Here is a 23,200-nt window from a genome sequence, read left to right as displayed (position 1 = left end):
ATAAATGAATGCATTGGTATGAAAAGCTCAATCAATATTTTCCCATAGAGGAAATGAAATCAAAAGAGCATATGGAAGCTCTATTAAAGGAAAGAAAGGATATTTATCATAAAGATGAAGGGCCTTATCATGTATTAATGTATGCAGAACTGCCAAACTTTATTTTTATCGATTATCTTTTTGTCTCAAAAGAATCCCGAGGGCAAGGTATTGGCCATAAATTGATGGAAAAAATGAAGAAAAAGGAAAAACCAATTATTCTTGAGGTAGAACCAGTAAACTATGAGGATTCAGATACTGAAAAAAGATTAAAGTTCTATAAACGGGAAGGGTTTGAGCATGCGTCATCCATCGGTTACGCTCGTAGGTCATTGGCTACAAACGAAGTGAATAAAATGGAAATTCTCTATTGGTCCCCAGGACATGGCAATGAGGAGGAAATATATGAAGCGGTTGTAAAAACCTATAATCTCATTCATACCTATAAAGATGAAAAATTCTATGGTGCCTCATATGAACCAGTACATGATGTTGTAACTTTTAATGAAAATAATCATGAAGATATTTTAAATGATTTATAAAATAGTGATTGAGATTGATAATCAATGATAGAAAATAGGAGTTGTTATTATAGGAAATATACGATGTAGGGTGTAGTTATTTGGCAACACATCTATATGACTATTGTCACAGGGCTGTCATTTTTATAAGGGACGAAACTCATTTTTTGAAAAACTATATTCTTTATTGTACAAATAGTGTATAATACATAATATAGATTTTTAATTTAAAGTCATTTTAATCTAAATGAGTGTATTATAAGCTAAATTGACAATGATTTTAAATTTATTACTATAAATATAAAATCCTTATTCATCATTTGTATTGAATGATGAATACAAAATATAGTTAAGGAGTGTGAATGATAAATGGTAACATTATACACTTCACCTAGTTGTACATCATGTAGGAAAGCAAGAACTTGGCTAGAGGAAAATAACATTGAATATAAAGAGAGAAATATTTTTTCTGAACCACTTAGTTTAGATGAAATTAAAGGTATTTTGAGAATGACTGAGGACGGTACAGACGAAATTATTTCTACTCGTTCAAAAACTTTCCAAAAGTTAAATGTAGATTTAGACACATATCCACTGCAAAAGTTATATAAATTAATCCAAAAAAATCCAGGATTGCTTAGACGTCCAATCTTAGTTGATGAAAAACGTCTTCAAGTTGGGTATAATGAGGATGAAATACGTCGTTTCTTACCGCGTAAAGTTCGTACTTACCAATTAATCGAGGCACAGAAACTTGTAAACTAAATTAGATTTAAATAAATGTTTTTTATCGCTAAACGCCTTCATACCAGCATTAATTGGATGAAGGCGTTTTGTTTCATAACATGCTTGGAGTCTATTGATTATTTTACAGAAAATTTTGTCTTGAATAATTTATATAAATCAGCTAAAATTAGCAAAACAATAAGCACATAACTAACACTCTGTTGCTATGTTGTAAAATTCGGCAGTAGGAATTTACTAAAAGTCTATATGGAATGCTCTTTTCTGAAACATTATTACTAATGGAGTTAGGTTTTAAATAATAATTAATGGTTGAAGATTGCTACACCTTTTATATTACTGAGAAAAGTGCCACAATCTATATAAGAACTGCTGACTCATTTATTAGGTGTAAAAGCAGACAGTCGGGCTTTGACAAAAGCATCAAATTACACCAACCTAGCTATATGAAAAAAACACTATGCATGCAAAAAAAGAAGCTTTTAATAAGATTAATATTAAATAGCTAGCTTCATCTTTTTATGGGTATTAGTGGATTTTAAAATTGGGAAGATATTTTATTTCCAATTAACTCACTTTTATCATAAAATAGGAGTACAAGTGTAAAATATTATTTATTAAAGTGGAAGTTTTTCAAAATATAGCAACTTTTATTAACTATCATACACTGGCCTTTTATGGGGGAACAGTCCCTTCATAACTTTCAAATAGAAGGGAGAGTTGATGTATGGAAATTGAACGAATTAACGAGAATACTGTTAAGTTTTATATATCTTATGTCGATATTGAGGAAAGAGGCTTTAATCGCGAAGAAATTTGGTATGATCGTGAAAGAAGTGAAGAACTCTTTTGGGAAATGATGGATGAAATTCATCATGAAGAAGAATTTGTTCCCGAAGGTCCTTTATGGATCCAAGTTCAAGCATTGGATAAAGGCTTAGAAGTACTTGTTACTAAGGCACAGCTTTCTAATGATGGTCAACGATTTGAATTACCAATTTCTGAGGAGAAATTAAAGGATTTACCTATCAATGATCGGATAGAAGAATTTCTTGATGAGCATTTTCAATCCAAGCAATTTTTAGATGATAATGATACATTAGAATTTATGTTGGGCTTCAAAGAATTTGAAGATGTAATCTCATTATCCAAGAGAACTGAATTGGATGAATTACAAACAAAATTATTTTCATTCAAAAATAAATATTATCTATATGTTGAGTTTCCAGATGATTTATTCGAGGAAGAGGATATTGATAATTTATTAAGTATTCTACTTGAATATGGAGATGAATCGTCTTTAACCGTACATCGTCTCCAGGAATATGGTAATCTAATTATTGATGAAAATGTATTTGCAACTATTAATAAATATTTTCATTAATAAAAAATGAGGATGGGCCTTTAAAAACGCTCATCCTTTTTGTTTGTGTTTTTTTAAAACTAAAAATGATTAAGTCAATCGCTGTTTCTAGTAGGACTTTTAATTGAATCCATCGAATAGTAGTAAGAAAGGATGGTGATAAATTAAACATGCTTACGGCATTAAATGAAACTGGAGAGTTAGTTAATTTAATCTTTTCTCAGGAAAAAGGAATGTGCCTCAACAAAGATCAACCCTTTTTCTGTCCACATTGTAAGGAGAAAGTAGTCCTAAAAAAAGGAAATGTAAAAATTCCTCATTTTTCACATCTTCCATTTGCAAATTGTGGTTCAACCTCGGAACCAGAGAGTGCATTCCATCTACAGGGAAAAATTGATTTATTTAAGTGGCTACATTATAAAGGTTTGACTGTAGAGGTGGAAAAGTATCTACCTAAAATACAACAACGACCAGATTTATTGGTATGGAAAAAGCGAAAAATATATGCAATTGAATATCAATGCTCTTCCATACCGTTAGATGATATGATTAAACGAAGCAGGTGTTATAATTCTGTAGGTATAGAACCCTTTTGGATCTTTGGTGGAACGTTTGATAATAAAGGGAATCACCACTTAATGAAAATATATCAGTTAAATGACTTTCACTGGGCATTTACCCAGTTTAATAGAGATGATCAAATACATCTTTTTAGTTATGACCCCAATACAAAAAATTTCTCCCTGCTATCCCATCTTACCCCCGTGACTGCAACAAAAGTATTAGCAAAGCAAGCCACACTTCCACTTTCAAAGCTTGACTTTCCATTTAATTTTTCAACCAATTCCATCAATATTGATTTTCATTTTTGGTTAAATGAAAAGAGAAAATGGGTGCAAAAAAAGATGATCTATGCGAAGAACTTAAAGGATCCTTTCCTAAATGCTATTTACTATAACAACCATTCTCCACTGCTATTGCCACCTCAAATTGGTATTCCCGTAAATTTCATGGGCATATGTAAGTCTCACCCGATCGAATGGCAATATTATCTTTGGACCGACGGCTTTATTCATACAAAAATAGGGGGAATGATTATTCTGTCAAATCTGGAAAGGATATTTCAAAAACGTATACAAAGAAAACATATAAAAATGAGACGACTTCCACTAATAAATCATAATTTTACTAAGCAAATGATCTACCATTATCTAAAAAAACTCACCTATTTAGGTCATTTAAATGAAATTCAAAAAGGAAAGTTTCAGATGAATAAATCAATTTCCATTCCAAACAATATAGAGGATATAGTAAAGCTTGAAGAAGAGATGGAAAAGAAATTATATAGTGAATAATCATATTTTTTGCAGGATTTTTTCATTTCGCATAGAATGTTATTATAGATATAAATTTCGATTTTCGAAAGAATGGAGGCATCATAATGACTAATACAACAACAAAATCACTACCAAGCCGAAATGAGGTTCAGGAAGAGCTAACTTGGAGATTAGAAGATATTTTTGCCAGTGATGAAGCTTGGGATAAGGAATATAAAGAAGTAAAGGAATTATTACCAAGTGCAGAGCAATTTAAAGGGAAACTAGGAGATAATGCAGAAAAACTTTTCGAAGCATTAACCTTTCAAGATGAGGTAGCTGAAAGATTGGGTAAGTTATATGCATACTCTCATATGCGTAGTGACCAAGATACTACCAATTCATTTTATCAAGGTTTAGATAGCCGCATGAATAGTCTCCTTGCTGAAATGGGGAGCGCATTTGCTTACTTAGTTCCAGAGATTTTATCTATTGATGAGGATAAATTAGCAAGTTTTCTAAATGAAAAAACTGAATTACAAGTGTACAAACATGCACTTGAACAAATTAATCTCCAAAGACCACATGTATTATCTGCAGATCAAGAAGCTTTATTGGCGCAAGCAGCAGAAGTGATGAATGCTTCTAGTAATACGTTTGGTATGTTAAATAATGCGGATCTTGAATTTCCAACCATTAAAGATGAGAATGGGGAAGAAGTGCAAATCACACATGGTCGTTATACTCGTTTCTTAGAAAGTGCTGATCAACGTGTTCGTAAAGAAGCATTTGAAAAGCTATATGAAACATACGGTAATTTTAAAAATACATTTGCTAGTACATTAGGTGGTCAAGTAAAACGAGATAACTTCAATGCAAAAGTAAGAAATTATCAATCTGCCCGTGAAGCTGCATTATCAAATAATAATATACCTGAAAGTGTTTATGATAATCTAGTGAATACCGTTAACAAGAATCTTCATCTTTTACATAAGTATGTGAAGCTGCGTAAAAAGGTATTAGGTGTTGATGAATTACATATGTATGATTTGTATACACCTCTTGTAAAAGATGTAGAAATGAAAGTAACATATGAAGAAGCAAAGGAAATGGTTTTGAAAGGTCTTGCCCCATTAGGAGAAGAATATCAAGGGATCTTAAAAGAAGGCTTTGATAATCGATGGGTTGATGTGGTTGAAAATAAAGGGAAACGTAGTGGAGCCTATTCATCAGGAGCATATGGAACAAATCCTTATATACTGATGAACTGGCAGGACAATGTGAATAATCTCTTTACCTTAGCACATGAATTTGGTCACAGTGTTCATAGCTATTATACAAGAAAAAATCAGCCATATACGTATGGGGACTACTCTATTTTTGTTGCTGAAGTGGCTTCTACATGTAATGAAGCTTTACTAAATGATTATTTATTAAAAACGATTGATGATGAGCAAAAGAGAATTTATTTACTCAATCATTATCTAGAAGGCTTCAGAGGTACAGTTTTCCGTCAAACGATGTTTGCAGAGTTTGAACATTTAATCCATCAAAAGGAACAAAATGGAGAAGCATTAACTGCCGAAATGCTAACGAAAGAGTATTATGAGCTAAATAAAAAATATTTCGGTGGAGATGATATTGTTATTGATGAACAAATTGGATTAGAATGGTCACGAATTCCACATTTCTACTACAATTATTATGTTTATCAATATGCAACAGGTTTTAGTGCTGCAACTGCATTAAGTGCTCAAATTCTTGAAGAAGGGGAACCTGCAGTTGAACGTTATATTAAGAACTTCTTATCTGCGGGTAGTTCAGATTATCCAATTGAAGTGCTAAAGAAAGCAGGCGTGGATATGACTTCTTCACAACCAATTGAAGCAGCATTGAAGGTGTTTGAAGAAAAACTTAATGAGCTTGAAAGCTTATTATCATAATATAAGGAAAGAGAGGGTGCCAGTAAATTGGCACCCTCTCTTAATGGAAACCACGAAATTGATTTCGGTTGTTTAAGTAAAGAAGAAAAATAAATAACGCTATAAAGAGAATCGGACTCGTAATAAAAAGGGGAAGGAGCTTCATGAGTCCAAGAATGTTCATACAAAATGCAAGGAGGATAAAAACACTGAACATGGGAATCATAAATTTTTTCATTTGAAAGCAAACTCCTTCCGAATATTCTTTCTCTTATATAAGCATATGATCAATCGGATTGCATTATCACTTGTTTTTGACAATATTGTGAAAGTCTTAACATAGACTTGCACATACAAGTTAAATCATGCTATAGTAAGGGTGTGAAGTTGATCACAAACAAACATATACCCCTTTGTTTGACCGTGAAAAATTTCTCCCATCCCCTTTGTTCGTGTTGAAAAAGGCCTTGTATTTGCAAGGCCTTTTTCTTATGCTTTAAAACCTTGGTGTTTAAACAAGGGCTGTTTTCGTAAAGTTTGCTGCTTTTGTAAAAGCCATATTACCGTCCTATACACCTTATAAAATAAAGGTTTGATTGTTCTTATATGGTTTGCAGCTCTTTTCTCAGTGAAGTGAAAGACTTGCCGATCTATTATATTAGTATCTAAATAGCAAAAAAGCTTAAAAAAAAGAATTTGACGCTTAGCCAAATTCTTTTTTTATTGAATATGAAAACTTTAGCACAGTTTCTAAAGTTAAGGCAGTCTTGATACGGTCCATCGCCTAGACCCTTGAGGTCCAATAAAGAACAGACTTGATTGGGAAAATCCAGAAATCGATACTCCTTTTAGGAAGGTAAAAATCAACCTTCCTGGAACATTTGCTTGTTGAGACTAACCAAAGCACTTGTACTTTTATTATTAACGATAACCTATTTAGTTTCTTTATCAATATAGCTCCAAAAAGTACCGTATTTCCCTTTTATTACTCTTACCTTCTGTTGTAATACCCATTTTTTTAATTCTTTTTCTACCTCAGTAATTGACATATCATAGACCATTGCTATTTCCTTAGAAGCTACAAGCTTAAATATTTTTAGAAACTGTTCCAATGATGGTAACTGGGCGGGCACTGGTTTTTCATCTAGCATTTCTTGAATAATTTGAACATAAACCTTATATGGATAAAGACCGGTGATTTTTAATCCTTCATCTTCAATATTTTCATTGAAAAATACAAGTGAAGGAATTTCACTTACTTCCATTTCAGATAGTATTTTTAAATCACATTGAAAAGCTTTTGCGGCACTATCTGAATGGATATCATTCAAAAATTCATCAATATCTAAGTTGATACTCCGAGCACACTCAGTAAGAATATCTAAATTCGATACATTTTGCTTTTCCAGAAACAAAACCTCTTGGACTTTTCGCAGAAACCTGATACCCGCTTTTCTTCCCTGTAATTCAGCCGCTTTAATAGCAATAGATGGAAGATAGGGGGTTGAAATAGGGTTTTCAAACCAGAGATCTCCATCACATGACATTCCAGTTCTATTTGCTGTTTTCTCCCAAAGCTGTGCAATTGATTCATACTTCTTAGAGCTGACATTCAATCGGGTTAGATCGGTGCTTAAAACATGCTTTAAGCGGAAGTATTTCCCGTATTCAAGCTGTAGCTTTTTGATGATTGGCTCTAATGCCCAACATTCAGGACATAACGGATCAACAAATATATAAATTTCCAAAGGCTTCTTTTCTGCATTTAAACAGCAATGATAGTTAGGAAGTAGATTATCTTTCAATTTTCTTCACCTATCAATGTGTCAGGTGTGTTGACCATATGCCTTGCGGTAAGTACTAATCTAGAAAAAAACTCATCACGTATTGTTCCATCTAATTTTATTTCATCCATTGCTTCACTCATACATGATAACCACGCTCTCGCACGTGTTGGTGTAATCTCATGTGGAAGATGGCGCGCCCGCATCATTGGATGCCCATGTACTTCAGTATAAAGTTTCGGTCCACCTAAGTATTCAGTTAAGAACATTTTTTGTTTTTGTGCAACTTCCGATAAGTCATCTGGAAAAATTGGGATTAGATCGGGATGTTTCGCTACTTTAGAGTAAAATGCATCAACAAGATTATGCAGTGCTTTTTCCCCGATTACCTCATACGGTACAATACGTTTACCTACCATATGAATATCTCCTTTTAATATATAATTGATCATGTACGTTTATTGTAGCAATGGGAGTAAAATAACTCAAACAAATCGCTTTTTCATTATTATATTTTGTTTTTTGGCGCAAAATATCCAGAATAGACATAAAAAAACGCTACTCTTATTCATCAATAGGAATAGCGTTTTCGTAAATATTAACTATAAAAATGATCTGTTACCTTTTTTACGTAATTTTGTGTTTCTTTAAATGGAGGAATTCCATCATACTTGTCCACATTTCCTGGTCCGGCATTATAAGCAGCAAGCGCTAATGAAACATTTCCATTGTATCGATCCATCATGCTTTTTAAATATTTGCTTCCAGCCAATACATTTTGCTCGGCGTCAAATACGTTGGTTACCCCTAAGCTTTTGGCTGTAGATGGCATAAGTTGCATTAAGCCTGCTGCACCAGATCGACTAACAGCATTTGTGTTGAAGCCAGATTCTTGATGAATCACTGACTGGATTAATTTTGTAGGCAAATTAAATTGCTCACTTGCCTTTTGAATAATAGCTTCAATATCTTTAGGAGCAGTGATTTGTTTTACGGCATTCATTGGTGTAGACTTTACCTGCGTATAATTGAAATTCATTGGCAGTGGAGTGCTTAATGAACGATATAGACTGGAGGATTGGTTCTCCTCGCTTGTAGAATTTAAAGAGTTTTGTAATACACTTGCTAATACCTCTTGGAAGAGTGAACTAGTATCAAAACTTTGTGAAGGTGTTGAGTTTGAAAAATTTTGAAATGCTTGAAGCTCTAATAATGTTCTAAATTGGTTAACTGTTGTCATTTCATTGTTCCTCTTTTATTTATAGATTGTTGCTTTCGCACTTAGAATAATCCTTTAAAAAATCAGGCCTCGAGCTCTTTTTTTCGATATGGTTAACCTTTAATAAAAAGTATTAGAAAAGAGCCTTATAGAATCGTACAATTTTATTATCGGTTTTTCGAATCGGAATGTTTAGTTGATTCATTAATAATTGAAAATTCTTCTTTCCTTGGTGATAGTCAGTCACTTCATATTCTATCTCATAATCTGTTACATTTAAATAGGAACTAATGTCAAATACAAGTAATCCATTTAACACTTTTTTTTCAGCGCGTTTGGTCGTTAAACAACCAAAATATGTTAAGTCATCAAATGGTATGTTCATTCCTTCAAGCTTAGTCCGTACTTCATTGTTTGGAAGTTTTCCAATAGAAATCATTTCGTTAAATTCACTCTGAGTGATGATTTCATTAGTTTCTAATAATCCAACATCAGCAGGCTGTTTTAGTGTTAATTCATAGACATCCTTTTTATGTCGTATCCTTAGGGCACAGTTTTTTTCTCTTAATAAAAAGGATGGAGTATCAAAATAATAATTATCCTGACTGTGAAAATCCTGATCTTTTACTGAAAATGTGCTTTTAATTTGTTCAAATTCTGATTCAGTAACGATGTTTTTAAATTCAATTTCAATTTCACTACTCATTTTTTTCTCCTATAGTCTCATAGTATAATTCATGTCTACATGCATTTTATCAATTGTTGTCTTGCGTGTGCAATCTAGAAATATGGTAAAATGATAATGAAAAGGAAAATGGTCTCCATATTGAGTTTTGTGTTAGAGGTGATGGGAATGAATCATTGGGATCAGTTTTTGGCTCCTTACAAGCAAGCGGTAGATGAGCTTAAGATTAAATTAAAAGGTATGCGTACTCAGTTTGAACAGGAACATATTCACTCGCCAATTGAGTTTGTAACAGGACGTGTAAAACCAATTGCGAGTATTTTAGATAAAGCAATGCAAAAGGGCATTCCTCTTGATCAATTAGAATCAGAAATGCAAGATATAGCAGGTCTTCGAATGATGTGTCAATTTGTGGATGATATAAAAAAGGTAGTCGAATTGATAAGAATGAGAAATGATTTTAAAATTATTGAAGAAAGAGATTATATTTCAAATAATAAGCCCAGTGGATATAGATCCTACCATGTAGTGATTGAATATCCAGTCCAAACGATTCATGGTGAAAAAAGAATTTTAGCCGAAATTCAAATCAGAACCTTAGCGATGAATTTCTGGGCAACCATTGAGCATTCATTAAATTATAAATATCGAGGGCAATTTCCTGAAGACATAAAAATGCGTCTTCAACGAGCAGCAGAAGCAGCATTCCTACTTGATGAAGAAATGTCTGAGATCCGTGAAGAAATACAGGAGGCTCAGGTATTTTTTACGAAAAATAAAGAAAAACATAAAAGTGGAACGAAGAAGACTATGGAATAGAAACAATTGTCAGGGGAGAAGGTGAGTGGATATGAAGTTTTCAATTACTTCAAAAGGAAATGCAGAATCGAATCGCTTAATGCATAAAATCCGTACATACTTACAAGATTTTGGTCTAGAATATGATGAATCACAGCCAGATATCGTTATTTCTGTTGGTGGAGACGGTACATTACTATATGCCTTCCATCGTTATAGTTCACGATTAGATAAGACCGCATTTGTTGGAATACATACTGGTCATTTAGGATTTTATGCCGACTGGGTTCCAGAAGAAATCGAGAAGTTAGTTATTGCCATTGCTAAAACACCTTACCAAGTGGTGGAATACCCTTTACTTGAAGTTATTATTAGGTACCAACATGGTGGGAAAGAAACTAGATATTTAGCTTTAAATGAGTCCACCGTTAAATGCGTCGAAGGTACATTAGTAATGGATATAGAGGTAAGAGGGCAACATTTTGAACGATTCCGTGGAGATGGTTTGTGTATTTCAACTCCATCGGGAAGCACAGCATATAATAAAGCCCTTGGTGGAGCGATAATTCATCCTTCACTAAAGGCAATTCAATTAGCTGAGATGGCATCAATTAATAATCGAGTCTTTAGAACAATTGGGTCTCCATTAATCTTTCCTGGTCATCACACCTGTACGTTAAAGCCTGTGCGAGAACAGGATTTTATGATCACGATTGACCATCTGACTCTATTACATAAAGATGTAAAATCAATTCAATTCCGTGTCGCGGATGAAAAAATTCGATTTGCCCGTTTTCGTCCATTTCCATTTTGGAAAAGAGTGCATGATTCATTTATTGCTGATTAAATGATAACGGAGGATTACAGTGGCATCATACTCATTACAATGGTTCATAGATAGTAAAGATGAAGGAAAAACCATTAAACAATTTTTAAGTGAGCAGTATATATCACGAAGACAACTAACGGATATTAAATTCTCTGGTGGAAGAATTTTAGTGAATGGTAGGGAAGAAAATGTTCTCTACCATTTACGTAGTGGGGATAGTCTTGATATTATTTTTCCGCCAGAAAAAAGCAGTGAAACATTAATCGGTGAAGACATAGCATTAGATATTCGCTATGAGGATTCAGATATATTAGTCATTGAGAAGCCTCCTTTCATGAATACTATACCTTCCAGAGAGCATCCGAATGGAAGTCTTGCTAATGCAATTATCGGTTATTATCAGAAAAAGTCGATAGAAGCAACAGTTCATATTGTCACTCGTCTTGATCGAAATACATCGGGGTTAGTTCTAGTGGCGAAACATCGTTATATGCATCATTTATTAAGCCAAATGCAGCAAAAACGCCATATCAAACGGACATATGAAGCTCTTGTTAGCGGCGTAATGGGTAATCGAAGCGGAACGATCGATGCACCAATCGGCCGTAAAGACACAAGTATTATTGAAAGAGAAGTAAGAGCAGATGGTCAAAGTGCGCGCACGAATTTTGAAGTGTTAAAGCAGTACAAAGATTTTTGCCATTTAAAAATATGGCTAGACACAGGGAGAACTCATCAAATTCGTGTTCACATGTCTTATATAGGACATCCTTTGTTAGGGGATGAATTATATGGGGGAGATATCTCAAAATATGATCGGCAAGCTTTGCATTGCAGTCAGTTAGAATTTTGCCATCCGATCTCAAAGCAGCAATTTATCTTTCATAGCAAGTTCCCATTTGACTGAATTATTTATTTATACACAGTCGGACAGTGTTAAGAGTGTAAAATCATTCGGTAGGGCTTTTATAAAAGCAAAATAGAAAAAAATAGTCTGTTTACTTATCGTAAACTAGGAGTTGAACGGACATTAGGTACAATATTTGCGAAAAAGTAAAGAGGATGTACGCTATTTGACCCAATACCGGTACCTATGTCCGCAACCAAAAGTTATAATCTCACAAATAAGGGAACGGCTATACGGAAAATTCAATTAAATGTTCGAAACTTCTCCGAAACAAAAGGCATGGAGGATGGGACAGATACAACTTCCATCTCCGGATAGCGTAGTGCAGTTAGTTGTCCACCAAAGACGGCTCCAGTATCAATGTTCACTGTGTTTCCCACAAATCTTGCCTTACATACAGGTGTATGGCCGTAGACGATGAATGGCTTACCTGTATACTGCTTGGCCCAATCTCTTCTAACAGGTGATCCATCTTCATGCTTTTCCCCGCTAATATCTCCATATAAAACAAAGGTTTTAACACTTTTATGGAATTTACCTATGTAATCTTCCTTTATGCCAGCATGAGCAATAAGTAGTTTTTTATGATCTAACACTTGATAAAGTGGTGATTCCTCATATAACTGCATAAACATTTTTTTATAATGATTTTCTTCTTTTTTCGTGCATGCTTCAAGCTCAGCCACGGTCGTTTCTAATCCATGTGTGATTTGAACTTTCCTTCCTAAAAAGTAACGATAGAGTTTATTACAATGATTTCCAGGTACATAATAGGCAAGCTGTTGGTTCCACAGCTTCCATACAATTTCAATAATTTTTAATGAGTGTGGTCCACGATCTGTTAAATCACCAACAAAACCTAGTTTTCTTTGGTCATGGATAGGGTAGCCGGAACTCCAATCATATCCAAGTTTTATCGTTAGATTGTAAAATTCTTCGTAACATCCATGTATATCACCAATAATATCTATTTTCATCCCAAGTCTCCTTAGTTACATCATTTTTTACTATATTTTTTATGATTCTTTTAGGTTTCATGCAAAATAACAATAATTAGTGGAAATATAAAAATAGTTAAAATAAATTGTAACAAATTTTAATGGTTATTTAACGACAAGCAATAAAAGTTTTGTTAGTATATTGAGATATAAAAAGAAGGCTGTTTTCTTTTAGTATCATTTTGTTTTGTAAAAGCTCCACTACTGGCTTTTTACACTTCATTAAGGGTTCAGCGTTCTTATGAAGTTTACAGCTCTTTTCTCAGTGGAATGAAGGACTTGTTGATCTTCAAGCTATTTTTATTAGTTCTTAATAGAGAAAAGAGTAGAAAAGAAAGGGGAGGAATTATGGAAGGTGGATCACTTACTTCAATTGTAATAGTAGTTGTAGCAGCGTTCCTAACACCACTGTTACTTCACCGCTTTAAATTGAATGTTATACCTGTAGTAATTGGTGAAATAATTGTTGGTTTAATAATAGGGAAAAGCGGATTTGATTTAATCGAGAAGGATATGTGGCTTCAAACATTATCGACTTTAGGTTTTATTTTTCTAATGTTCTTAAGTGGCTTAGAAATAGATTTTACCGCATTTTCTGGTGGGAAAAAGTCAATAACCTTGCCAAATGGGAAGAAGGAACCGAATCGATTAAAGGTAGCAACCATCATATTTATTGGAATCCTAATCGTTTCTATCCTACTTGCCTATTTGTTTGTATTTATAGGATTAATGGATGATGTCATGTTGTTAACATTGATTATTTCTACGATCTCATTAGGTGTGGTTGTACCGACATTAAAGGATGCCCACATAATGAAAACGGGAATTGGTCAGATCATTTTGTTAATTGCAGTGATCGCAGATTTAGTTACGATGATTTTACTAACCGTTTATGTCTCTTTAACAGGTGGTGGCGAAGGGAATTTATGGTTAATATTGATTTTATTTGCTGCAGGGGTTTTTCTTTATTTCATTGGAAAACGATTTAAGACAAGAGCTCTCTTTGAGAAGCTTTCAAGGGGAACAACACAGATTGGAACTAGAGCTGTGTTCACCCTGATACTTGTTCTTGTTGCACTTTCAGAATCTGTTGGAGCAGAAAATATTTTGGGGGCATTCTTAGCAGGAACACTTGTCTCATTGTTAGCACCGAATCAGGAAATGATTCGCCAACTTGATTCATTTGGGTATGGTTTCCTTATTCCTATATTCTTTGTTATGGTTGGGGTTGATCTTGATCTTTGGTCACTACTTAGCGATAAACACTTGCTCTTATTAATTCCATTATTGATAATAGCATTTTTGATCTCTAAGTTTATTCCTGTATTCTTATTGAAAAAATGGTATGATACTAAAACTGTTGTCTCATCTGCATTCTTGCTAACGTCAACATTATCATTAGTGATTGCCGCAGCAAAAATTGCTGAAAGAATTGGGGCAATTACAGCAGCAATGAGTGGAACATTCATATTAGTAGCTGTTATTACTTGTATCATTACACCGATTTTATTCCGAAAGATTTTTCCAAAGGAAAATTTACAAGAGAGAAAATTAAAGGTTTCACTTGTAGGAGCGAACCAACTGACATTATCAGTTACAAGGGAGTTAAGTTCGAAATTATATGAGGTAACACTCTACCATACGATTTTAGACAAAGAAGAAAAACAAATAGCGAGTTCACTTTTTAATGTTAAAGAAATTCATGATTATGAGGTTGCTACTTTAGAAGCAGAAGGTATTTTTTCATCTGATATTATTGTGATAATGTCTGGAGACGAGGAAGTAAATGCTCCACTTGCGATTGAAGCAAAGCATCGGAAGGTAGAACGAGTCATTGCACGAATTGAGACACCGGATCTTCAAGAGATGCTGAGAAATCAAGAAGTAGAGGTATTTTCAACATTGCTTTCAACGCAAGCCTTGTTGAGATCACTGATCGAATCACCGAGTGTAATGAAAATATTGACAAACCAAGATACATCATTACATGAAATTAATATGCTCAATCATGAATTCGAGGGCATGACATTGAGGAAGTTTCCATTTACAGGAGATGTCATCTTTGTACGGATTTTCCGTGGAAAGGACTCCATTGTTCCACACGGAGATACGGAATTGCATATGAATGATCGATTAATAGTTACCGGTTCTAACGAATATGTAGATGATTTAAAGAGAGAATTAGAATTTTGTGAATGGTGTTAGGTTATAAAATAGAAAGAAGCTGGTTATTTCATTCATACTAGCTTCTTTTCTATCAATAATCATATATTTGCTTTGCAAGAGGAGTTAAATCATGTAATATTAGTACTAGGTACTAATAACTTGTGATAACTTGTTGCGAAATTTACATAAAAAGTAACAAATATAATTGTACTTATACATAAACGAGGAGGAATATTCAAAGATGAATCTTTCTTTACAAGGAAAAACATATGTAGTGATGGGTGTAGCTAATAAACGAAGTATTGCATGGGGAATTGCACGTTCCTTACATGAGGCTGGTGCACGATTAATTTTTACTTACGGACGAGAACGTACGGAGAAAAGTGTTCGTCAGCTTGTCGAATCATTAGAAACAACAGACTCAATTATTTTACAGTGTGATGTAACAAGTGATGAACAAATTCATTCTTGCTTTAGCAAAATTAAGGAAGAAGTTGGTACGATTCATGGAATTGCTCACTGTGTGGCCTTTGCTAATAAAGAGGAGCTAAGTGGTGAATTTTTAAATGTTACACGTGAAGGCTTCCTTCTTGCACAAAATATTAGTTCTTATTCACTTTCTGCTGTGGCAAAGGAAGTAAAGAATTTAGAATTAATGTCTGAAGGTGGAAGTTTCGTTACGTTGTCCTATTTAGGAGGAGAACGGGTGATGACGAACTACAATGTTATGGGTGTGGCAAAAGCTTCACTAGAAGCTAGTGTGAAGTATTTAGCAAGTGATCTTGGAAAATATGGAATACGTGTTAATTCCATATCAGCAGGACCAATTCGTACGTTATCTGCTAAAGGGGTTAGTGATTTTAATACTATTTTAAAAGAGGTTGAAGAGAAAGCTCCTTTACGTCGTGTAACGACACAGGAAGAAGTAGGCGATACAGCTGTGTTCTTATTCAGTGAGATGTCTCGTGGTATTACTGGTGAAAATATTCACGTGGACTCGGGGTATCATATTATTGGATATTAATGAATCTCAAAATAAAAAAACGGGGTAGTCTGAGTTTATCAATAGACTATCCCGTTTTTTTGTATGTTTCAGGCTTAACACCTATTTTTGTATTTTTCGACAACTGTACCTTACGGGCAAGGTCTAATATTTATATAATACATTAACCCGACAGATAAGGAGGTAAAGTTTGATTATTAGAACAAATCTTGATGTATTTCAAAAGAATATAGAACATTCTGGAATTGGATTATACAGTTATCGGAGGAATTCATTTTGAAAATTTTAGCACTAATGACCTTTGATATATTCAGGTTTTCACTTGGAGCAGCACTCGAAAATTTAGGTCATGAGGTAAGATATTTAGGGGAATTTGATGCTAGTGATCTTGAGAAGGAAATACTTGATTTTAAACCAGATATGGTAATCGATATGGGATGGGATGTTTGGCAGCAAGATAAATATCAAGATGGAGAACTTGAGTCTATTCGTGACGTGATAAAAAAATATCAATTATTTCATTTATATTTTGCCGAAGAGGATTGGCTCCATTTTGAACGATGGTCAAAACGTTATTGTAAAATTATGCAACCATCCTTTGTGCTAACTAGAAGTCCATTAACCATTCGTGGATATGAAGAAATGGGTATTCCAGCCACCTTTTTTGATGTTGGTACCAATCCAGATTTTCATAAACCATCTGCTTTTAATCCTGAATATGCATGTGATGTAGCTGTTGTCGGTACGGGTAATTTTACAATCGGAGAGATACGCTATAAGAGTGTAAATGATTTAGTCGTGCCATTAATAGATACAGATTTTGATGTGAAAATATGGGGAAGAGATTGGGACGTATTAGATTGGTGTTATTTAAATAAGAAGATACCTGAACACATGCTTAAAGGAAAACTACCATTCACGGAAACTCCTTCTGTTTTTAGCTCCGCAAAAATTTGTATTAGTTTACAAACCTGTAATGATCAACTTAGCAGTCGCACACTAGATATATTATCCTCAGGAGGATTTTTGTTAACTTCCAATACAAAGGCTGTTCGAGAGAAACTCCTTCCTGGTGTGAATTGCGCAGTTACTAATTCACGTGAAGAAACACTAGAATTAGTTTCCTATTATTTGCAAAATGAGCAAGAAAGAATACAAATCGCTAGAGAAGGTCATAAAACTGCAATTGAGAAATTTTCCTATCAAAAATCACTTTCCACCGTTTGGCCAGAAATTGAGAGGGAATGGGCAAGAAACCAACCACTTCAATTAAGATCATCCTTACAAAATTTAATAAAGAATGGGGATTTTAAAGAACCACTGGAACTAGATTGGGTTACTCATCAGGCAGAATTAGTAGAAGATAAGGGATATAAAGGTTCTGGAAGTATTAGGTTTATGGATGGAGAGGAAAATGCATTTATTCAACAGAAAGTTACCGTTGCACCTTATAAGAACTACCTTTTATCCGCTTGGTTGGCTAAAGAAGGGGAAAAGGTTGGAGCACCTATAAATATAATCATTTATTATTATACAAAAAATCATGAAATTATAGAAATTGGTTTATATACGTCCCTTTTCTCAACTGACATGAGTGATGTATCCGAAAATAAATGGTTTGGTTTTCGTGCAGTAACATTAAATGTACCGGAAAATGCGGATTATGCGCAAATTTTAATAAATAAGCTTCCTAACAAGGATAGTGCACCTGTTCTTCTTTCATTATGTGAATTAAGGGAAATTGTTTTATAAGTGTAATATGAGGAGCCTATTAACATACAAAATGATTATTTTTTCGGCATGAAAACCTAACTTCAACTACTATTTATCGAAAAATAGTGTCTTGTACCTTTCGAAATAATTATACGAAACATAATTTGTAAAAGAACATTTCAGAAAGGGGCAACAAAGTGATAAAAGACAAAACACAAAAAATAGCAGTGATCGGTTTAGGATTTGTAGGGCTTCCATTAACGATGCTTTTAGTTGAAAAAGGTTATAAAGTCATTGGTATTGATATTGATAAGAAAAAGATTGAATCCATTAGAAATAGCAAAAGTTATATTTCAGATATAAGTGATGATAGCTTAAAAAATGCAAATCAGTCTAAACGATTTTTGGTCACTACAAATAATGACGAGATCAAAAATGTGGACACAGTCATCATTTGCGTACCAACTCCATTAAATGGTGATAAGTCACCCAATTTGGATTATGTAGTAAGCGCAGCAGAATCAATTCAGAAAAGGATTCAAAAAGGTCAATTAATTGTTTTAGAAAGCTCAACATTTCCTGGAACGACAAGAGAAATCGTTCAACCAATTCTTGAGAAAAGTGGCTTACAAGCAGGTAAAGATTTTCATCTTGCCTATTCTCCAGAAAGAGTAGATCCTGGAAATCAGCATTTTGGTATTGAAAATACACCTAAAGTAGTGGGTGGCATTACTGAAACATGTAAAAGTGTTGCAGTTGAACTCTATTCACATATCTATAATGATGTGGTACCTGTCTCTTCATCAGAGGTTGCAGAGTTTACGAAACTATTAGAAAATACTTATCGATTTGTCAATATTTCTTTTATTAATGAAATGGCAATGCTATGCAATGAATTGGGCATTAATTTATGGGAGGTTATTGAAGCTGCAAGTACAAAACCTTACGGATATCATCCGTTTTATCCAGGTCCTGGTGTAAGCGGCCATTGTATTCCAGTTGATCCCCTCTATTTACAGTATATTATTCAGCAAAAAGGATTAAATAGTCAGTTTATACATTTATCAGATCAGATGAATAAAGAAATCGTTGATTATATCGTTAAGCTTACATTTAAAATAGCAAAGAAAGAGAATCCTACTATTCTTATTTATGGGGTCACTTATAAAAAGGATATTAGTGATGTAAGAGATTCCAGAGCCATCGATATTTTTAAGGAACTATTAGTACAAGGGGCACAAGTAGATTATCATGATCCCTTTGTTCCGGAAGTAAATATTAGCGGGAAAAGAATAAAAGGTACTGTGATTAATCCACAAATGATAAGTAAATATGATGTGGTTCTTATTTTAACAGATCATACACAAATTCCTGCAGAAGCAATTGCTCAACATGCAAAAGCGATTTTTGATACAAGAGCTGTGTATAAAGACGTCGATCTATTAAAAGGAAAAATTAAGCAGTTAGGAAATGGGTTATTTGTATGAGTCGATTAGCTTAAAAGTACAATTTGCTACACTGTTAGTTTAATATGAAAAATTATCTTTGAAAGTGGGATATTTGTAAATGGAGAAAATTACAGTGTTGAAAAATACTTCGAAAATGATTCAAAAAGAAATGAAAAGAGTTACGAATCAAATTTCCAGTAATTTGTCTCTTGGTTTAAGTTCACTGCCAATAAAAATATCAAGGGAAAAGGAAATAGAAAATACTTTAAATATTCAAATTAGTAAACCAAAACCTCCAGATTTTCTAAGAAAAAACATTGAAATGTTAACAGAAATCATCGATCAAAAAATACTAGAGAATTCGAACTTAATGGAAGAGTTACTATACGGAAAGAAAACACAAATGAAAGAACCAGAGAATAAACAGGAAAAAAAAGAGGTTGCAAAACCTGCAGTTAAAAGCGATTTAAGCTTAGTGAATTTAAGCGAAAAGCAACAGGATAAGGCAAATAAGAAAATTAATGTAGAAGCTGCATCTGAGCTAAAAACCGGTACTAAAAGCGATTCAAACTTGGTGAATATAAACAAACCGCAACAGGAGAAGGTAAATAAGGAAATTAATATAGAAGCTGCATCTAAGACAATAACTAGTACTAAAAGAAATTCAAACTTAGTGAACTTAAGCGAACGGCTGCACGATTTGGTAAATAAAAACATTCATGTAGAAACAGCATCTGAGACAATAACTGGTACATTATTAGAGGTTAAAGAGGATTATATTATTGTCGGGTATACAATATTAATACCACTCAATCAAATAATAGGAATATCAGAAATAGTGGAGGAGGAAATCTAATGGCTGAAGCTTATTTTAAGGATGAGTTGGCTAGTTATATTGGATCAGATATCGAATTAGGGATGCAATCTGAAATGACCGATGGCCTATTAGAAGAAGTTAATAATAATGGTGTGAGAATTGCTAGATGGATAAACTATGGTTCGAAAATAAATAATGACATCGCATTAGATACGATTCATTATGTTCGCATTCTATAAAATGCTATAGCTCTTTGATTGTTTTACTAGTAAGAGAATGATTCCACGCGCAATGCATATCTAATGTGCTATAGCTATTTTTTACATTGAATATTGTATTGTGGTGGAAGTCTTTTTTGATTTTTTCGGTCCCTTTTGTTTCTTTAAGTTAAGGCAATAATTATATAGCATGTAATCTTTATAATAATTGGACTCTCTACCATTGGACAAAGCACGGTTCAATTATTAGATATAAATGCTATATATAGCTAAAGAAAAGGAGTTAAAGAAAATATGTCCAATATGTCTACTGGCTATATGACAGCCGAACAACATTCTATCACCAATCATATATGTGTGTTACCTGTAGGGGATTTATTAAATAAGGAAATGGGGAACTGGTCGACAGAGGAATTGAAGTATTGCCAATACTATTTCGAAAATGGCCAACCACTTGATACATTTTTCCGTTCATATATATTTGATCCCATTCGCATAAGAGATGATTATTATATCCATGCTATGCACACAGGACTAGGTAAACAAGCGAGAATTAGTGATTGGATGTTAGTGATTGATCATTTATTTGATGAAAATGTTAATCTTCATGCATTAGCACAGAATACAAATGAAGGAGAAGTTAATGAAGTTTGGGTTACCATTCCTTACCCCCATCCCCTTCAAGAAAACTATGGTACAGTATTAGAAGAGAAATTAGATTTTACAAATGATGAAGATCGCTTAAAAGCCATTAAGTGGTGGATTGAATGCTTCCTCATACGTTGGCAGAAGGAAGAAGGGCTACATCAGAAGTTAGCTTTTAAAGGATTTGTTTGGCAGAGAAGTTCGATAAATACAGGAGATGAACAAATTGTAAAGGACACGAATGATTATATTCACCAAAAAGGATATCTGACATTGTGGTTATTTAATTACGGTTCTCCAGGATGTGCACAATGGGATACTTTAAACTTTGATGCGGCTTGTGCTAATCCTAACTATTATGGTAATACAGAAGTTGACACTAATTGGATAAAAAACACAACCGTTTTTTCACAATATTATCATACAGGGATCCAAATAAGTTTTGGGACTGGGATGTTATTTAATAATACTCATCTATATGATTATCTCAATTTTGGTGTAAGTGAAGGATATATGATGAATAGTCTAATCGCTTTTCAATTTCCAAACCAAACGTTGAAAAAAATTTATCTGAACCATCCTGATGAGTATAAAAATATGTACTTATTTACTAAAAAACAATATGAACCTATTCAGCAATAATAGATTATTTATGAAAAAAAGCAACCTATTAAAATAGTTTGAACTGCGCCCTAAATTTCGGACAGTTTAATAAAAGTAACCCTGCTATTTAAGCAGCGATTAGATGACTTCGGTATTCTGCCGGAGTCATCTTTTTTAAATTCCATTGTCTTCTTGATGCATTATAGAAAATCATATATTGATTAACTAATTGTTTTAGTTCTTCAAATGTATGAACTTCTTTATAGTCCATTTCATCTTTCATATGTCCAAAGAAGGATTCCATTGGTGCATTATCGATACAGTTCCCTCTACGTGACATAGATTGTTTCAAATTCATCTGTTTCACCCTTTTTTGAAATTCTGGATGCGTGTAATGGAAACCTTGATCAGAGTGTATCATGGCTTCTGGATGTATATTATTCCCTAATTTCTCTTCTAATTTTGCTAGAGTATTGTAAACAATCGACATTTTCAATGTTTGTGATAATTCATATGCCACTATTTCACGTGTAGCGACATCCTTAACACAGGATAGATAGGCTGTTTTTCCTCGATACTTTAAATAGGTAATGTCAGTTAAAAATACTTTTTCCGGCTCGTCTTGTGTAAATTCACGGTTTAATCTATTTGGTAATGTCTTATGTTCTTGAGTAGCTTTTGCAATATTTTTATATGGGTTTGCACGTCGCACTTTCGCAAAGAAATTATACTTGCGCATTAGACGGCGTATTTTCTTTGGGTTCATTGGGTTTTCAAGTAATTCACATACTTTCATATAAAGTCCACGATAGCCAACTTTCCCTTTGAATGCATCATAGATGCACTTTAAAAAGAGATAATCCTCATAATCATTGTTCTCTCGAATGGCATGTTTTTCAGTATTCCGCAGCCATGCATAATAACCACTGCGACTAACATGTGCGACAGTACATAGCTCAGAGACACTATTGATTAGTTGATATTTACGAATTACTTCATTGATGACTGCGTATTTTTCATGTGGAGCTACTTGTGTTTCTTCGCCTTCCTTTCGAGTTCCTCTAGCTTTTTTAGTAATTCAATTTCAGCTTCGAGATAACGAATACGAGCCTCTGCTTTTTCTAGCTTCTTATCAGCGGATAACTCACTAGTTGTTGGTCTTCCCGTACTTCCTTTTCCTCGACGTTCTTCCAAAAAACCATTTTCTCCATATTGATTAAAAGTATTTCTCCAACGCTTCAAAGCTGATTTAGCTTTTTTAGGGCCAATCATTTCAAGATCAAACCCATTTTCTATAAAGATTTGAGTAGGTCCTTTCCCAGCTAAGTTCTCATTTACTGCTTTAATTTTAAATTCAGGTGTATATTGAATCGCTCGGTCAGATACTGAAGCAACATTGGGATTGGCTTCTAATAGTTGACGTTGATGTTCATTAAAATAGATTTTACTCATAAGATAACTC

The 23,200-nt window shown here is 33.6% G+C and carries 21 protein-coding genes; 15 read left to right on the top strand and 6 right to left on the bottom strand.

Translation table 11 applies throughout. The features are described 5' to 3' along the window. Nucleotides 1-8 precede the first annotated feature (8 nt). The 5 genes from NST63_RS17580 to pepF all read left to right on the top strand — a co-directional run bounded on the left by NST63_RS17580 (nt 9) and on the right by pepF (nt 5,926). Nucleotides 9-581, top strand: coding sequence for a GNAT family N-acetyltransferase (locus tag NST63_RS17580; protein ID WP_212942401.1), 573 nt, complete (start codon nt 9-11; stop codon nt 579-581). A 348-nt stretch (nt 582-929) separates the two neighbouring features. After that, nucleotides 930-1,325 (top strand): transcriptional regulator SpxA, encoded by a 396-nt coding sequence (gene spxA / locus NST63_RS17575; RefSeq protein ID WP_058004815.1) that lies wholly within the window; start codon nt 930-932, stop codon nt 1,323-1,325. A 706-nt stretch (nt 1,326-2,031) separates the two neighbouring features. Continuing rightward, a complete protein-coding gene (gene mecA / locus NST63_RS17570) occupies nt 2,032-2,688 on the top strand; it encodes an adaptor protein MecA (protein WP_058004816.1) in 657 nt (218 codons plus the stop codon). Nucleotides 2,689-2,837: 149 nt separating this feature from the next. Next, entirely contained in the window at nt 2,838-4,022 is a 1,185-nt protein-coding gene (locus NST63_RS17565; protein WP_212942396.1) for a competence protein CoiA, read from the top strand. 86 nt (nt 4,023-4,108) lie between these two features. Further along, nucleotides 4,109-5,926, top strand: a complete 1,818-nt coding sequence (gene pepF, locus NST63_RS17560; protein WP_341043125.1) for an oligoendopeptidase F — start codon at nt 4,109-4,111, stop codon at nt 5,924-5,926. Between the two features lie 911 nt (nt 5,927-6,837). Here the strand turns inward: pepF and NST63_RS17555 are convergent. From NST63_RS17555 to NST63_RS17540, 4 genes are all read right to left on the bottom strand, one after another. Continuing rightward, nucleotides 6,838-7,710: a ClpXP adapter SpxH family protein gene (locus NST63_RS17555; RefSeq protein ID WP_341043123.1), complete on the bottom strand. Its 873-nt coding sequence runs from the start codon at nt 7,708-7,710 to the stop codon at nt 6,838-6,840. Further along, nucleotides 7,707-8,108 (bottom strand): globin domain-containing protein, encoded by a 402-nt coding sequence (locus NST63_RS17550; protein ID WP_212942392.1) that lies wholly within the window; start codon nt 8,106-8,108, stop codon nt 7,707-7,709. The genes NST63_RS17555 and NST63_RS17550 overlap by 4 nt, the downstream gene beginning before the upstream one ends. A 179-nt stretch (nt 8,109-8,287) precedes the next feature. After that, on the bottom strand, nt 8,288-8,929 hold the full coding sequence (locus NST63_RS17545; protein WP_212942391.1) for a lytic transglycosylase domain-containing protein: 642 nt from the start codon (nt 8,927-8,929) through the stop codon (nt 8,288-8,290). A gap of 112 nt (nt 8,930-9,041) precedes the next feature. Beyond that, nucleotides 9,042-9,614, bottom strand: coding sequence for a CYTH domain-containing protein (locus NST63_RS17540; RefSeq protein ID WP_212942389.1), 573 nt, complete (start codon nt 9,612-9,614; stop codon nt 9,042-9,044). A 147-nt stretch (nt 9,615-9,761) separates the two neighbouring features. Here NST63_RS17540 and NST63_RS17535 point away from each other — a divergent pair, with 147 nt between their 5' ends. Genes NST63_RS17535 through NST63_RS17525 form a run of 3 tightly spaced genes read left to right on the top strand, consistent with a single transcriptional unit; the run spans nt 9,762 to nt 12,127 of the window. Further along, nucleotides 9,762-10,412, top strand: a complete 651-nt coding sequence (locus NST63_RS17535; RefSeq protein ID WP_058004823.1) for a GTP pyrophosphokinase — start codon at nt 9,762-9,764, stop codon at nt 10,410-10,412. 31 nt (nt 10,413-10,443) lie between these two features. Beyond that, the gene (locus NST63_RS17530; RefSeq protein WP_058004848.1) at nt 10,444-11,238 is read left to right on the top strand and encodes an NAD kinase; all 795 of its coding nucleotides are present in this window, start codon (nt 10,444-10,446) and stop codon (nt 11,236-11,238) included. Between the two features lie 19 nt (nt 11,239-11,257). Further along, nucleotides 11,258-12,127 (top strand): RluA family pseudouridine synthase, encoded by an 870-nt coding sequence (locus NST63_RS17525; protein ID WP_341043118.1) that lies wholly within the window; start codon nt 11,258-11,260, stop codon nt 12,125-12,127. Between the two features lie 242 nt (nt 12,128-12,369). On the opposite strand, the gene prpE is transcribed toward NST63_RS17525, so the two are convergent. Beyond that, nucleotides 12,370-13,104 carry a bis(5'-nucleosyl)-tetraphosphatase PrpE gene (gene prpE / locus NST63_RS17520; protein ID WP_278890277.1) on the bottom strand — a complete coding sequence of 245 codons (735 nt, stop codon included), beginning with the start codon at nt 13,102-13,104 and terminating at the stop codon, nt 12,370-12,372. Between the two features lie 369 nt (nt 13,105-13,473). Here prpE and NST63_RS17515 point away from each other — a divergent pair, with 369 nt between their 5' ends. From NST63_RS17515 to NST63_RS17485, 7 genes are all read left to right on the top strand, one after another. Further along, the gene (locus NST63_RS17515) at nt 13,474-15,330 is read left to right on the top strand and encodes a monovalent cation:proton antiporter family protein (RefSeq protein ID WP_242598125.1); all 1,857 of its coding nucleotides are present in this window, start codon (nt 13,474-13,476) and stop codon (nt 15,328-15,330) included. 202 nt (nt 15,331-15,532) lie between these two features. Beyond that, entirely contained in the window at nt 15,533-16,315 is a 783-nt protein-coding gene (gene fabI, locus NST63_RS17510) for an enoyl-ACP reductase FabI (RefSeq protein WP_212942385.1), read from the top strand. Nucleotides 16,316-16,570: 255 nt separating this feature from the next. After that, entirely contained in the window at nt 16,571-18,046 is a 1,476-nt protein-coding gene (locus NST63_RS17505) for an NTTRR-F1 domain (RefSeq protein WP_341043116.1), read from the top strand. A 161-nt stretch (nt 18,047-18,207) separates the two neighbouring features. After that, nucleotides 18,208-19,494, top strand: coding sequence for a nucleotide sugar dehydrogenase (locus NST63_RS17500; protein ID WP_373312615.1), 1,287 nt, complete (start codon nt 18,208-18,210; stop codon nt 19,492-19,494). 79 nt (nt 19,495-19,573) lie between these two features. After that, complete coding sequence (locus NST63_RS17495) at nt 19,574-20,311, top strand: hypothetical protein (RefSeq protein ID WP_341043114.1); 738 nt, start codon at nt 19,574-19,576, stop codon at nt 20,309-20,311. Beyond that, entirely contained in the window at nt 20,311-20,511 is a 201-nt protein-coding gene (locus NST63_RS17490; RefSeq protein ID WP_341043113.1) for a hypothetical protein, read from the top strand. Before NST63_RS17495 ends, NST63_RS17490 begins: the two co-directional genes overlap by 1 nt. A gap of 273 nt (nt 20,512-20,784) precedes the next feature. Next, nucleotides 20,785-21,777 carry a DUF4855 domain-containing protein gene (locus NST63_RS17485; RefSeq protein WP_341043112.1) on the top strand — a complete coding sequence of 331 codons (993 nt, stop codon included), beginning with the start codon at nt 20,785-20,787 and terminating at the stop codon, nt 21,775-21,777. Nucleotides 21,778-21,865: 88 nt separating this feature from the next. On the opposite strand, the gene NST63_RS17480 is transcribed toward NST63_RS17485, so the two are convergent. Further along, a protein-coding gene (locus tag NST63_RS17480; protein WP_139254896.1) for an IS3 family transposase occupies nt 21,866-23,190 on the bottom strand; the annotation gives its coding sequence in 2 pieces (ribosomal slippage) (nt 21,866-22,812 and nt 22,812-23,190; 1,326 coding nt in all). Between the last annotated feature and the right edge of the window lie 10 nt (nt 23,191-23,200).

Origin of the sequence: Heyndrickxia sp. FSL W8-0496 (genome assembly GCF_038007825.1) — a bacterium.
In the GTDB taxonomy this organism is placed as follows: domain Bacteria; phylum Bacillota; class Bacilli; order Bacillales; family Bacillaceae_C; genus Heyndrickxia; species Heyndrickxia oleronia.
Note: the sequence above shows the minus strand (reverse complement) of the source record. Positions and strands in the feature narration are given on the sequence as shown.